General features: G+C 68.0%; 11 protein-coding genes and 1 tRNA gene. 3 read left to right on the forward strand and 9 right to left on the reverse strand.

The features are described 5' to 3' along the window. The coding region (locus STSP_RS02505) for an SIMPL domain-containing protein (protein ID WP_232789500.1) at positions 1–698 on the forward strand (698 nt) is incomplete at its 5' end. Positions 699–881: 183 nt separating this feature from the next. Continuing rightward, positions 882–2318, forward strand: coding sequence for a pyruvate kinase (gene pyk, locus STSP_RS02510; RefSeq protein ID WP_067271368.1), 1437 nt, complete (start codon positions 882–884; stop codon positions 2316–2318). A gap of 129 nt (positions 2319–2447) precedes the next feature. Here the strand turns inward: pyk and STSP_RS02515 are convergent. After that, positions 2448–2530: transfer RNA gene (locus STSP_RS02515), tRNA-Leu, on the reverse strand. 101 nt (positions 2531–2631) lie between these two features. Between STSP_RS02515 and STSP_RS02520 the strand changes: the two genes are divergently transcribed. Continuing rightward, entirely contained in the window at positions 2632–3288 is a 657-nt protein-coding gene (locus STSP_RS02520) for an ANTAR domain-containing response regulator (RefSeq protein WP_067271372.1), read from the forward strand. A gap of 93 nt (positions 3289–3381) precedes the next feature. Here STSP_RS02520 and STSP_RS02525 read toward each other — a convergent pair whose 3' ends face one another. The 8 genes from STSP_RS02525 to STSP_RS02560 all read right to left on the reverse strand — a co-directional run bounded on the left by STSP_RS02525 (position 3382) and on the right by STSP_RS02560 (position 13750). Next, positions 3382–4098 (reverse strand): ABC transporter ATP-binding protein, encoded by a 717-nt coding sequence (locus tag STSP_RS02525; protein WP_067271375.1) that lies wholly within the window; start codon positions 4096–4098, stop codon positions 3382–3384. Next, a complete protein-coding gene (locus STSP_RS02530) occupies positions 4095–4976 on the reverse strand; it encodes an ABC transporter ATP-binding protein (protein ID WP_067271603.1) in 882 nt (293 codons plus the stop codon). Before STSP_RS02530 ends, STSP_RS02525 begins: the two co-directional genes overlap by 4 nt. A 5-nt stretch (positions 4977–4981) precedes the next feature. After that, entirely contained in the window at positions 4982–6784 is a 1803-nt protein-coding gene (locus STSP_RS02535) for a branched-chain amino acid ABC transporter permease (protein WP_067271378.1), read from the reverse strand. Between the two features lie 4 nt (positions 6785–6788). Further along, on the reverse strand, positions 6789–7718 hold the full coding sequence (locus STSP_RS02540) for a branched-chain amino acid ABC transporter permease (RefSeq protein WP_067271381.1): 930 nt from the start codon (positions 7716–7718) through the stop codon (positions 6789–6791). 126 nt (positions 7719–7844) lie between these two features. Beyond that, positions 7845–9071: a branched-chain amino acid ABC transporter substrate-binding protein gene (locus tag STSP_RS02545; protein WP_067271605.1), complete on the reverse strand. Its 1227-nt coding sequence runs from the start codon at positions 9069–9071 to the stop codon at positions 7845–7847. A gap of 660 nt (positions 9072–9731) precedes the next feature. After that, the gene (locus STSP_RS02550) at positions 9732–10604 is read right to left on the reverse strand and encodes a trypsin-like serine protease (protein ID WP_198547242.1); all 873 of its coding nucleotides are present in this window, start codon (positions 10602–10604) and stop codon (positions 9732–9734) included. 232 nt (positions 10605–10836) lie between these two features. Continuing rightward, positions 10837–11325, reverse strand: a complete 489-nt coding sequence (locus STSP_RS02555; RefSeq protein WP_067271383.1) for a PaaI family thioesterase — start codon at positions 11323–11325, stop codon at positions 10837–10839. Positions 11326–11479: 154 nt separating this feature from the next. Next, positions 11480–13750, reverse strand: a complete 2271-nt coding sequence (locus STSP_RS02560) for an FdhF/YdeP family oxidoreductase (protein ID WP_067271385.1) — start codon at positions 13748–13750, stop codon at positions 11480–11482. Positions 13751–13920: the final 170 nt, after the last annotated feature.

Consider the following 13920-nt stretch of genomic DNA (forward strand, 5'->3'; position numbering starts at 1 on the left):
CCCACACCCCCTACGGCACCCCCGACGCCCCCCGCATCGCCGTCCGCGGCGAAGCCCACATCGAAGCCGACCCCGAAATCGCCCGCATCGGCATCACCGTCACCGCCCGCGGCACCAGCCGCCGAGAAGCCCTCGACGACCTCACCCGCCGCAACACCGCCGTCCTCGACCTCGTCAAAACCTACGGAGAAGCCGTCGAGAAACTCGAAACCGGCGCCTTCTCCATCGCACCCGAACTCACCCGACACGGCCGCGGCGAACGCATCCGCGCCTACCACGGACGCGTCCACATCACCGCCGAACTCACCGACTTCACCGCCCTCGGTGAGCTCGCCACCCGCCTCGCCGACCTCGACCTCACCCGCGTCGACGGCCCCTGGTGGGCCCTCCGCCCCGACTCACCCGCCCACCGCCAAGCCCGCCAACAAGCCGTCCACGACGCCGTCCAACGCGCCCGCGAATACGCCGCCGCCCTCGGCACCACCCTCGCCGCCCTCATCGAACTCGCCGACATCGGTGCCGAAACCCCCACCCCCTACACCGCCATGCAACCCACCGCCGCCCGCATGCGCACCGCCGCCTACGCCGCCGAAGCCGCAGACGAAGCCGCACCCCTCGACCTCGAACCCCAACGCCAGCACGTCTACGCCGAGGTCAACGCCCGCTTTACGATGACGCCACCCCGACTGGAGGCCTAGCGGAAAAGACCCGGCAAAAGACCCGGAAAAACCACAGGAACACCCATACGGGCGGCACATCGAATGCTCATCGGAGCACCCCCGCGCGCAATTCAACCCTTGTCAAGAGACCTTCACGCAAAGGTTGTTGTGTAGTCATGCGCAGCCAATTCCCTACCCGCCGGTAAGGCCTACGCTCGACGTATGCGCCGAGCAAAGATCGTCTGTACCCTGGGCCCCGCCACCGACTCATACGACCAGATCAAAGCCCTGGTCGAAGCCGGAATGGACGTCGCCCGCTTCAACCTCAGCCACGGCACCCACGCCGAACACGAGGAGCGCTACCAACGCGTCCGAAAAGCATCCGACGAAACCGGCCGCAGCGTCGGAATCCTCGCCGACCTTCAAGGCCCGAAGATCCGCCTCGGCCGCTTCAGCGAAGGCCCCGTACTCCTTGAACGCGGCGACCAATTCACCATCACCGTCGAAGAAGGCACCCAAGGCGACCGCCACACCTGCGGCACCACCTACGCCGGCCTCGCCACCGACGTCACCCCCGGCGAACGCATCCTCGTCGACGACGGCAAAGTCTGCCTCCACGTCACCGGCGTCGACGGCCCCCGCGTCCACACCACCGTCATCGAAGGCGGCATGGTCTCCGACCATAAAGGCCTCAACCTCCCCGGCGTCGCCGTCTCCGTCCCCGCACTCTCCGAAAAAGACGAAGACGACCTCCGCTGGGCCCTCAACACCGGCTTCGACATCATCGCCCTCTCCTTCGTCCGCAGCGGACGCGACATCATCGACGTCCACCGCATCATGCGCGAAGAAGGCCGCCGCCTCCCCGTCATCGCCAAAGTCGAAAAACCCCAAGCCGTCGAGAACATCGACGACATCGTCGCCGCATTCGACGGCATCATGGTCGCCCGCGGAGACCTCGGCGTCGAAATGCCACTCGAACAAGTCCCCCTCGTCCAAAAGCGCGCCATCAAACTCGCCAAACGCAACGCCAAACCGGTCATCGTCGCCACCCAAATGCTCGACTCGATGATCGACAACTCCCGGCCCACCCGCGCCGAAGCCTCCGACGTCGCCAACGCCGTCATCGACGGCACCGACGCCGTCATGCTCTCCGGCGAAACCAGCGTCGGCAAATACCCCATCGAGACGGTCAAAACCATGTCGAGGATCGTCGAGGCGGCTGAGGAAGACATCCTCGCCAAGGGCCTCCCGCCCCTGACCGAACGCAACAAGCCCCGCACCCAGGGCGGCGCCGTCGCCCGCGCAGCCGCCGAAATCGGCGACTTCCTCGGCGCCAAATACCTCGTCGCCTTCACCCAGTCCGGCGACACCGCCCGCCGCCTCTCCCGCTACCGCTCACCCATCCCCCTCCTCGCCTTCACCCCCGACGCCGCCACCCGCTCCCAGCTCAACCTCACCTGGGGCGTCGAAACCTTCCTCGGCCCCCACGTCGACTCCACCGACGCCATGGTCGACCAGGTCGACGAACAGCTCCTCAAGATCGGCCGCTGCGAGAAGGGCGACATCGTGGTCATCACGGCCGGCTCGCCGCCCGGGGTCCCCGGCTCGACGAACCTGGTGCGCGTGCACCACATCGGCGAGGACGACTCGCCGAAGTAGGGGCAGGGGAGAGGGCGCGGGTGCCTCCTCAGACGGGCCGGAGACATGCGGCTACTCTGCGTCACGCAAAGTGGCCGAAGGTATCAAAAAGCGGATATTCACGAGAACGTGAACATCCGCTTTCCAGGGTGCCGGGTGCGGGATTCGAACCCGCAAGCCCTCACGGGCAGAGGTGTTTGAGACCTCCGTGTATGCCGTTCCACCAACCCGGCTCGGCACTTCGGGAAGTGTACCGGGTCACCGCAGCTCCCCGCCGCTAGGTACTCTGCATAGGCAGCAGTAACATGCCCGACCTGCGCAACGAGGAGCCCACGTGACCGCCCCCGAGTCTCCCCAGCCCGTAGCCGATGACGACGACAAGTCGCACGTGCCTCCGCTGACGACCCGTGTCGTCATCGCCGAGGACGAGGCGCTCATCCGTATGGATCTGAAGGAGATGCTGGAGGAGGAGGGCTACACCGTCGTGGCTGAGGCCGGTGACGGTGAGGAGGCGGTGGAGCTGGCGCGGGAGCACAAGCCGGATCTGGTGATCTTGGATGTGAAGATGCCGAAGCTGGATGGCATCTCGGCGGCGGAGAAGATCGGTGAGGAGTCGATTGCTCCGGTGTTGATGCTGACGGCGTTCTCGCAGCGTGATCTGGTGGAGCGGGCGCGGGATGCGGGTGCGATGGCGTATCTGGTGAAGCCGTTCAGTAAGAGTGATGTCGTGCCGGCGATCGAGATGGCGGTGTCGCGGTACCAGCAGTTGAAGACGTTGGAGAAGGAGGTCGCGGACCTTGCTCAGCGTTTGGAGACGCGGAAGCTGGTGGATCGGGCGAAGTCGATTCTGCAGACGGAGTATGGGCTGACGGAGCCGGCGGCGTTCCGTTGGATTCAGAAGACGTCGATGGATCGGCGTTTGTCGATGCAGCAGGTTGCTGAGGCGGTTATTCAGGATTCTGAGGAGAAGAAGGCGGCGAAGGGCCAGTAGGCCGGGCCGGTTTTTTCAGTGGCGAGGCCCGCCTCCCTTGTGGGGGAGGCGGGCCTCGTCGTTTTTTTGTCGGCTGGTGCCGGTCGGCGGGGTTTAGTCCTCGCCGAGGTACGCCTTGCGTACGGATTCGTCGTGGAGGAGGTCCTGGCCGGTGCCGGAGAGGACGATCTTGCCGACCTCCATGACGTGGCCCTGGTCGGCGAGGGAGAGCGCGGCCTGGGCGTTCTGTTCGACGAGCAGGATCGTGGTGCCCTGGGCTTTGAGCTCGGCGATGGTCGCCATGATCTTCTGCATCATGATCGGGGAGAGGCCCATGGAGGGCTCGTCGAGCATGAGGAGCTTCGGCTGGGACATCAGGGCGCGGCCCATCGCCAGCATCTGCTGTTCGCCGCCGGAGAGGGTGCCTGCGGCCTGCTTGCGGCGTTCGCCGAGGATGGGGAACAGCTCGTAGGCGCGCTGGATGTCCTTCTCGATTCCCGCTGTGTCTTTGCGGAGGAATGCTCCGAGTTGGAGATTTTCCGCGATGGTGAGGCGGGGGAAGATGTGGCGGCCTTCGGGGGAGTGGGCGAGTCCGAGGGCGACGATTTTGTGTGCGGGGACGCCGGTCAGGGGCTTTCCGTCGAAGGTGATTTTGCCGCTGAGGGGCTTGAGGAGGCCTGAGAGCGTCCGCAGTGTGGTGGTTTTTCCGGCGCCGTTGGTACCGATGAGGGTGACGACCTGGCCGGCTTCGACGCTGAAGGAGATGCCTTTGACGGCTTCGATTTTGCCGTAGGCGACCTTGAGGTCTTCGACCTCGAGGAGTGCGGTCACTTCTGGTCTCCTTCAACTTCAACGCTGGTGGTGCTGGTGGCGCTGTGGGCCTCGGCGGCTTCGACTTCGTCGAGTGCGCTGTCCTCGGGGACGCCTTCGAAGGGGGTGCCGAGGTAGGCGGCGACGACGCGTTCGTCGCTCTGGACGACGTCGGAGGTGCCTTCGACGAGCTTTTCGCCCTGGACGAGGCAGGCGACGCGGTCGCAGAGGTTGAAGACGAAGCGCATGTCGTGCTCGATGAGGAGGACGGCGATGCCCTTGTCGCGGATGGCGAAGACGAGTTCTTCGGTGGCCCGGGTCTCCTGGGGGTTCATGCCGGCGGTGGGCTCGTCGAGGAGGAGGAGTCCGGGTTCGCTGGCGAGGGCGCGGGCGATTTCGAGCTTGCGTTGTTCGCCGTAGGGGAGGTTGCGGGCGAGGTGGTCGCGCTTGTTGGCGAGGCCGACGAACTCGAGGAGTTCCATGGCGCGTTCTTCGCTCTCGCGTTCGGCCTTCTTGAAGCCGGGGCCGCGGAGGAGGGCCGACCAGAGGCCTTCCTTGGTCCGGGTGTGGCGGCCGACGAGCACGTTTTCCAGGACGGTCATGTTGGCGAAGAGCCGGATGTTCTGGAACGTGCGGGCGATGCCGGCCTTGGTGACGAGGTGCGGCTTGGGCGGCAGGACGGTGCCCTTGTAGGAGACGGTGCCTTCGGTGGGGACGTACAGGCCGGTGAGGCAGTTGAAGAAGGTCGTCTTGCCTGCGCCGTTGGGTCCGATGAGGCCGACGATTTCGCCGCTGTTGACGGTGAAGTCGACGGAGCGTACGGCGGTGAGGCCGCCGAAGCGCATCGTGACGTTGGTGGCTTCGAGTACCGGGGTGCCGGTCGTGGTGGTAGTGGTCATGGTGATCACGCCCCCGCCTTGGTGACGCTGACGGCGGTGTCGTCGGTGTCGTCGATTCGTTGTTCGGGTACGTCGAGTTGGCCGGTTTCGTGGAACTCGAGCTGCTGGCGGCGGTTGGCGATGACGCCTTCGGGCCGGAAGCGCATCAGCAGGATGAGGGCGATACCGAAGGCCAGGAGCGACTTGTCCTGCAGGAAGACGAGCTTCTCGGGGAGCAGGTAGAGGAGTGCCGCGCCGAGCAGGGGGCCGGCGACCGTACCCATGCCGCCGAGGACGACGGCGGCGAGGAGGAATGCGGAGTTGGGCGGGGTGGAGCCGGCGAACTGGTACGGCGTGGGGACGACGCTGTAGGTGACGTGGGCGCTGACGGTGCCGGCGAGGCCGGCGAGGGCGGCGCCGAGTGCGAAGGCGATGAGTTTGACGCGGAAGCCGTTGATGCCCATGGCGGTGGCGGCAGTTTCGTCTTCGCGGATGGCAATCCAGGAGCGGCCGATGCGGGAGTCGGCGGCGCGGGTGTAGACGAGGACGACGATGGCCATGATGAGGACCATCAGCAGGTAGTAGTTGGCGAAGCGGCCGAGGGTGAATCCGCCGATGTCGTGTGACTGCCCGAAGTTGAATCCGAGGAAGTTCAGGTCGGGGATGGACGGGATGCCGTTCGGGCCGTTGGTGATGTCGGGGCCGGAGTCGCCGTCCATGTTGTTGACGGCGATGCGGAAGATCTCTCCGAAGCCGAGGGTGACGATGGCGAGGTAGTCGCCGCGCAGTCGCAGGGTGGGGGCGCCGATGAGGACGCCGAAGATGAGGGATGCGGCGGCGCCGGTGAGGGCGGAGGCCCAGAACGGGAACTGGACGCCGGAGAAGCGGGAGAATTCGGAGCCGGAGACGAGGGCGGCGGTGTAGGCGCCGACGCCGAGGAAGGCGACGTATCCGAGGTCGAGGAGGCCCGCGAGGCCGACGACGATGTTCAGGCCGAGTGCGACGGTTCCGAAGATGAGGATGTTGACGCCGATGTTGGCGTAGTGGTCGTCGGTCTGGGTGAAGGGGAAGGCGATGGCGGCGACGAAGCCCATGGCGAGCGTGAAGCTGCGGTTGTGGGCGACGAGGCGGGAGAACCGGTCGAGGAGGCCCGCGGTGTGGAGGGCCCACATGGCGAAGACGACGGTGATGAGGTAGCCGACGAAGAGTTCGCCGTATTCGGTGTCGATGCCGTAGGTGAAGACGCCGAGGCCGATCGCGGTGACGACGGTGATGACGAGTCGTTCGATCCAGGGGGAGACGGCCGCGGGGGCGGGGATCTTCTCGGCCTTGGCGATGGAGGCTTTGAAGGTTTCCTTGGCGTTGCCGGTGTTCTCCTGGGGGAGGGCGAGGGCGCCGAGGAGGGGGAGTGCGGCGGCGATGGCCGCGATCCAGCCGCCGGGTTCGAGGTTGGCGAGGCCGCCCAGTTCGACGCTGATCGCGATGATCGTGAACCAGGTGGTGGCGAAGGCGCCGAGGGCGGTGAGGACGAGCGGTGCGGTGTTGCGGGCGGGCAGGAGCCAGCCGAGGCCGCGGATGTCGTACGACGCCAGGGTGAACAGGACGGTGAGGATGCCGGCGACGACGGTGAGCCATTGCAGGCCGCCGGGGTAGCCGTTGATGGTGAGGTCGCCGGGGAATTCGGCGGTCCAGGTCCAGGCGAGGAAGGCGGAGGCGGCGGTGGCGATGCCGCCGGCGAGGAGGAGCGGGCGGGCGGCTGCGGTGGGCAGCGGCAGGACGCCGCGCGTGGTGGGGGCGGGGGTGACCGGGGTGGTCTTGGTGTCGGTCATGTGATCACGCCCTGTCCGCGACTCGTTCGCCGAGCAGGCCTTGGGGCCTGACGAGGAGCACGATGATGAGGAGGCAGAAGGCCCAGACGTTGGCCCAGCTCTGGCCGCCGAGCTGCTGCATGCCGGGGATTTCGTCGATGTAGGCGGAGGCGAGGGTTTCGGCGATGCCGAGGACGAGGCCGCCGAGCATGGCGCCGTAGATGTTGCCGATGCCGCCGAGGACTGCTGCGGTGAAGGCCTTGAGGCCCATGAGGAAGCCCATGCGGTAGTCGACGTTGCCGTATTTGAGGCCGTAGGCGACGGCGGCGACGGCGGCGAAGAAGCCGCCGATGGCGAAGGCGATGACGATGATGCGGTTGGTGTCGATGCCCATGAGCTGTGCGGTGTCGGGGTCCTGGGCGGTGGCCTGCATGGCGCGGCCGGTGCGGCTCTTGCGGACGAAGTAGGCGAGGGCCGCCATGCAGACGACGGCCGACACGATGAGGAAGATGTCGGCGTCCTTGATGGTGATGGAGCCGAGGTCGTGGGTGGCGTCGAGGCCGGGGAAGGCGCGGGCTCGGTCGGCGCCGGGGTAGAAGTTGCGGACGACTTCCTGGAGGGCCAGGGAGAGGCCGATGGCGGTGATGAGTGGTGCCAGGCGTGGTGCTCCGCGCAGTGGTCGGTAGGCGAACCGTTCCGCTCCGACGGCGATGAGGATGGCGACGATGCCGCCGCCTATCAGCATCAGGGGGACCGCGACGGCCATGGGGGTGCCGTCGGGCAGGATGTAGAAGTAGACCGTGAGGGCGCCGAACGCTCCGGTCATGAAGATCTCGCCGTGCGCGAAGTTGATGAGCTGGACGATGCCGTACACCATCGTGTAGCCGATGGCGATCAGCCCGTACATCGAGCCTAGGAGCAGCCCGTTGGCCAGCTGCTGCGGCAGGGTGTTCACCGCGTGGCCTCCATGTCGCTGGTGGTCGTGTGCACTGGTCGTGTGCTGGGTCTGGGTGTGAGAACGGGCCGCGCGGTCGGGGTCCTCCTCCGCGCGGCCCGTGTGTGGCGTGCTGGGGGGCCTGGACTACTTGGCGGTGCCGGTCTTCACGGCCTTCCACTCGCCCTTTTCGACCTGGTAGACCGTCAGCTGCTTGTTGGTGGTGTCGCCGTACTCGTCGAAGGAGACCTTGCCCGAGATGCCTTCGAAGTCGGACTTCTGGACGGCGTCGACGACCTTGGAGCGCAGGTCGTTGATGTCGGTGGGCACCTTGCCGCCGTTGGCGTCGGCGACGGCCTTCACGGCGTTGATGATGGCGGTGGCGGCGTCGTAGGAGTAGGCGCCGTAGGCGCCGTAGTCACCCTTGTAGCCCTTGGCCTTGTAGGTCTCGATGAACTGCTTGGCGGCGGGCAGGGTGTCGGCGGGGACGCCGATGGCGGTGGCGAGGTCGCCTTCGGCGGCCTTGCCGGCGGTCTCGATGTAGGTGGAGGCGAACATGCCGTCGCCGCCGAACAGCGGGATGTTGACGCCGGCGTCCTTGAGCTGCTTGGTGATCAGCGAGGACTCGTCGTACTGGCCGCCGTAGTAGAGCAGGTCGGCACCGGAGTTCTTGATCTTGGTGACGAGGGAGCCGAAGTCCTTGTCGCCCGTGTTGACGTGGTCGGTGCCGACGACCTTGCCGCCGAACTCCTTGTACTTCTCGTTGAAGATCTTCGCCAGGCCGGCGCCGTAGGTCTGCTTGTCGTCGACGACGAAGGCCGTCTTCTTCTTGAGGCCGTTGTAGGCGTAGTCGGCGGCGAAGCTGCCCTGGAGCTCGTCGGTGGTGGCGGTGCGGAAGTACGTCTTGAACGGCCGCTTCTTGTCCGTCTGCCAGTTCTTGCCCTGGGTCAGCTCGGGGGCGGTGTTCGACGGAGAGATCTGGACCATGTTGGCGGAGGCGAACACCTGCTGCATCGTCTGGGCGACGCCGGAGTTCAGCGGGCCGACGGCGCCGACGGCGGTCTTGTCGCCGGTGATGGCGGTGGCGTTCGACTGGCCGGTGGCGGGCTGGGCCTTGTCGTCGTAGGCCTTGAGCTTGAAGGTCACGCCCGGCACGAGCTTCTTCTTGTTGGCGTCGTCGACGGCGATCTGGGCGCCGTACTGGATGCCGAGGCCGGTGGTGGAGTTCTCGCCGGAGAGCGGGGCGTCGACACCGATGGTGAGGGTGGTGGTGCTGCCGCCGCTGTTGTTGGAGTCGCCGCCCTTGTCGTCACGGGAGCCGCAAGCGGTGAGGGTCAGAGCTCCGGTGGTGAGAACGGAGGTAAGTATCACCAGAGAACGCTGTCGCACAATCAGTCCTTTCGGCAGGCATGATCGTCCCCCTTCTGGGACGACCTGTGCCGCGCTGGTACCGAACTCCCCATGGAGCGGTGACTGGGCGTGACTCTAAGCCCGGTCCCTGGCCAGAGGCATCTACGCGGGCTGCCTTGTGACTTTCTTGTTATGCCGCGCCGGAATCGACCATTCCGCAAAGGTGACTCTCGGCCGGTTTGGTGGAATTCCCAAAAGTCCACATTTTGAGAATCCGCACTTCCCCTCGTGGGTGGGCCGACCTGGGGGGAATGTCGTCGGGGGCGCTGTGGAGTGGCCGGGAAAGATCACGTGAGTACGCTCCGCCGGAGATAAATCCGGGCTGCTGTATTGCGCGCGTGTTACGGAGCGTTACATTCAGGAAGGCGAGCCTGGCGTGCAGGGGGAGCCTCGCGCGCCGGGTCACGGATATCCGTGGCGTCTGTATCCCGGCCGAGCCGGCTGCTTGGACAGGCCGACAAGATGGCCGATGCCGGCCGGTTCGGTGCGGCTGAACCGGCCGGCGGGCTCGGCCCGGGCGTCGGCCGGACGGCGGCCGTGGCGGGAAAGGTCCCAGGCGGCGGCCGTGGCTGGAACGGCGCCGTTCCGCCGGGGGCCCGCGCGGGGTGCGGGCCCGCGGGGTCGCTAGGGCAGCTTCACGTACGGCGCGAGGAAGGCCCGTGCGGCGGGAGTGTCCAGCCGGTACGTCACGTTCGTCGCGTAGCACGGGGTGTCGCCGGTGATGGTCGTGGCGGCGAGGATGTTCTTGCCGTCGATGACCGCGAAGTTGGGGCCGCCCGAATCGCCGTAGCAGGCGCCTCCGTTGCCCTGAGGGGCGGTCATGGCGAGGCGCACCCAGGCGTCGTTGAGGGCGTCGAAGGTCTCGGGGGCCTTCATGCGGACCCCGCCGCCGGGGTGGGTGTGGCCGCCGGGGCCGTTGACGGCCTCCTGCGTGCCGTATCCGGCGACGAACCAGTCCGTGGAGTTCAGGCCCTGCGGGCGGAGCGCGCCCAGCTGGTTCGCGGTCGGCAGGGTGGCCGGGGTGAACGACCAGCGGGACTTGACCTTCGCGGCGGGCAGTTCGACGACCGAGATGTCGTGCGTGTCCGAGGCGGGGCCCGGGTAGTCGGGGTGGCTGTGGGCGGTGCCCTGGACGGCGACGGCGTTCGCCTGGGCGGCCGGGTCGCCCGGGTACTTCTTCGCGGCGGCGTCGAGACCGGCCTGCACGTCCTGATCGAGCGAGACGTAGAACTTCACGTTGTCCGGCCAGTCGGTGGTGCAGTGCGCGGCGGTCAGGAACGTGTCGGAGTCGATCATGGTGCCGGAGCAGACCCAGTCGACCCGGTCCGGGGTTGCCGGGTCGTCGTCGTTGTCCCAGGTGGCGACGAGCGCCCCGACCTCGGTGCGTTCGGGTGCCGGCGTGGCGTTGTAGGAGTTGATCGCGGAGGAGGGCAGCGCGGTGGCGAGCACGGCGGCACAGGCCGCTGCGGTGACGGCGGTGGCGCGTATGGCGGTCAAGAAGTACCTCTTCGATGGAAGTGGGACCGGATGTTCTCCTGTGGGGGGTGAGCGCCAGTGAAGCGTCTGGGGAGGTCCCCGACAAGTGGGGATCTCCCTAGGCCCTGTAAGCGGGTGGGGAGTTGAGTCGCCCCGCCGTGTCGGAACCGGTTCGTCGGCGGGCAGGAGCGGCCGCCCTGCCGGGCTGGAGCGGAGGCTGACCTGCACCGCCCGGCGGGGTGCGCGCCGGGCGTCAGCCCGCGGCGCGGATGTGCTCCTCGTCGCTGGGGCCTACGTCCCGCAGCAGGCACGTCAGCCGTGCCGTGCAGACGCGCTTGTCCTGCTCGTCCGTGATGACGATCTCGTACGTGGCCGTGGAGCGGCCCCGGTGCAGCGGCGTCGCGACGCCGGTCACCAGGCCCGAGCGCACCCCGCGGTGGTGCGTGCAGTTGAGGTCGACGCCGACGGCGATCTTCGTGCTGCCGGCGTGCAGCATCGAGCCGACCGAGCCGAGGGTCTCGGCGAGCACGGCGGAGGCGCCGCCGTGCAGCAGACCGTACGGCTGGGTGTTGCCCTCGACGGGCATGGTGCCGACGACGCGGTCCGCCGACGCCTCCTTGATCTCGATGCCCATACGGGTGCCGAGGTGCCCCGCGGAGAAGAGCGCGGGCAGGTCGACGCCGAGCGAGGCGTACTCGTCGATGACCTCTTGCGGGAACTTGACCGTGTGCTGTTCGCCCATGGGGTGGCCGGGCTCCGTTCGTTGTCTCGCCGCCGTAGCCGTACGGCGGTGCATGGCAGGTGCACCGTTCTATCAGGACAGCTGAGCGAACGCTTAGCCCGGGTGTTCTGTTCCCGCCGGGGGGCCTGCTGTGCTGCAGCTCACCGGGATGTGCTCAGCGCCGCTCCAGGCGTATGACGACGGACTTGCTCACGGGCGTGTTGCTGGTGTCGGCGGTCGCGTCGAGCGGGACCAGGACGTTGGTCTCCGGGTAGTACGCCGCGGCGCAGCCGCGCGTGGTGGGGTAGTGCACCACCCGGAAGCCGGGCGCACGCCGCTCCACGCCGTCCTCCCACTCGCCGACCAGGTCCGCGTACGCCCCGTCGGCCAGGCCGAGCTCGGCCGCGTCGTCCGCGTTGACCAGGACGACCCGGCGGCCGTTCTTGATGCCGCGGTAGCGGTCGTCGAGGCCGTAGATCGTGGTGTTGTACTGGTCGTGCGAGCGCAGTGTCTGCAGCAGCAGACGGCCCTCGGGGACCTCGGGGTACTCCACGGGGGCGGCCGTGAAGTTGGCCTTGCCGGTGGCCGTCGGGAAGCGGCGCTCGTCGCGCGGGGCGTGCGGCAGGACGAAGCCTCCGGGGCGTGCCACGCGCGCGTTGAAGTCCTCGAAGCCGGGGACGACGCGTGCGATGCGGTCGCGGATCGTCGCGTAGTCCTTCTCGAACTCCTCCCACGGGGTGCGGCTGTCCTCGCCGAGGACCCGCCGCGCGAGACGGCACACGATGGCCGGCTCGGACAGCAGGTGGGGGCTGGCCGGCTCCAGGCGGCCGCGCGAGGCGTGCACCATGCTCATGGAGTCCTCGACGGTCACGAACTGCTCGCCACTGCCCTGCAGGTCCCGCTCGGTGCGGCCCAGCGTGGGCAGGATCAGGGCCCGGGCGCCGGTGACCGTGTGGGAGCGGTTGAGCTTCGTCGAGACGTGCACGGTCAGGCGGGCGCGGCGCATCGCCGCCTCGGTCACCTCGGTGTCGGGCGAGGCCGACACGAAGTTGCCGCCCATCGCGAAGAAGACTTTCGCCTCGCCGTCGCGGAGCGCGCGGATGGCCCGTACGACGTCGAAGCCGTGCTCGCGCGGGGGCGCGAAGCCGAACTCCCTCTCCAGCGCGTCCAGGAAGGCGGGCGCGGGGCGCTCGAAGATGCCCATCGTGCGGTCGCCCTGCACGTTCGAGTGACCGCGCACGGGGCACACGCCCGCGCCGGGGCGGCCGATGTTGCCGCGGAGCAGCAGAAAGTTGACCACCTCGCGGATGGTCGGCACCGCGTGCTTGTGCTGGGTCAGGCCCATCGCCCAGCACACGACCGTGCGCTTCGAGGCCAGCACCATGCGCAGGGCTTCCTCGATCTTCTCGCGTGTGAGGCCGGTCGCGGTGAGCGTCTCGTCCCAGTCGGCGGCCCGCGCGGCCTGAGCGAACTCCTCGTACCCATGGGTGTGCTCGCGGACGAACTCCTCGTCGACCGCGCCGTCTGTCTCGAGGATCAGCTTGTTGAGGAGCCGGAACAGGGCCTGGTCGCCGCCGATGCGGATCTGCAGGAACAGGTCCGTGAGCGCCGCGCCCTTGGTGAGGCCCTTGGGGGTCTGCGGGTTCTTGAACCGCTCCAGCCCCGCCTCGGGCAGCGGGTTGACGGAGATGATCCGCGCGCCGTTCGCCTTCGCCTTCTCCAGGGCCGTGAGCATCCGGGGGTGGTTCGTGCCCGGATTCTGCCCGGCCACGATGATCAGGTCCGCCTGGTAGAGGTCCTCCAGCAAGACGCTGCCCTTGCCGATGCCGATGGTCTCGGTGAGCGCGGAGCCCGAGGACTCGTGGCACATGTTGGAGCAGTCCGGCAGGTTGTTCGTACCGAACTCGCGGGCGAACAGCTGGTAGAGGAACGCGGCCTCATTGCTGGTGCGGCCCGAGGCGTAGAAGACGGCCTCGTCCGGCGAGGCGAGGGCCTCCAGCTCCTCGGCGATGATGTCGAAGGCCCGCTCCCACGGCACCGCCTCGTAGTGATCGGCGCCCTCCGCCAGATACATGGGGTGCGTGAGCCGGCCCTGCTGGCCCAGCCAGTAGCCGCTGCGGGTCGCGAGGTCCGCCACAGAGTGCTCGGCGAAGAAGTCGGGCGTGACGCGGCGCAGCGTGGCCTCCTCGGCGACCGCCTTCGCGCCGTTCTCACAGAACTCCGCCGTGTGCCGGTGCTCCGGCTCGGGCCAGGCGCAGCCGGGGCAGTCGAAGCCGTCCTTCTGGTTCACGCGCAGCAGCGTCAGCGTCGTGCGGCGCACGCCCATCTGCTGCTGGGCCATGCGCAGCGAGTGGCCGATCGCGGGCAGGCCCGCGGCAGCGTGCTGGGGGGCCGCGACCTGCGGCGCGTCCTGGACCGGGTCGCCGGCGGGCGGCTTGGTGGCCATCGCTGCTCCTCTTCGGGACCCCCTGCGGCCCCTTTCGATCGCATGTGTGGCGTACGTCTCCGATCCTTGCACGTCCCGCTGACAACGGCGGTGGGTGGGCGGCCACGGCGCTGCAAGCATGGGTTGGCCCGGCTGCGGTGGCGGGCTCGGTTGTCAGTGGGCCGTGGCAG

Origin of the sequence: Streptomyces jeddahensis, assembly GCF_001642995.1 — a bacterium.
In the GTDB taxonomy this organism is placed as follows: domain Bacteria; phylum Actinomycetota; class Actinomycetes; order Streptomycetales; family Streptomycetaceae; genus Streptomyces; species Streptomyces jeddahensis.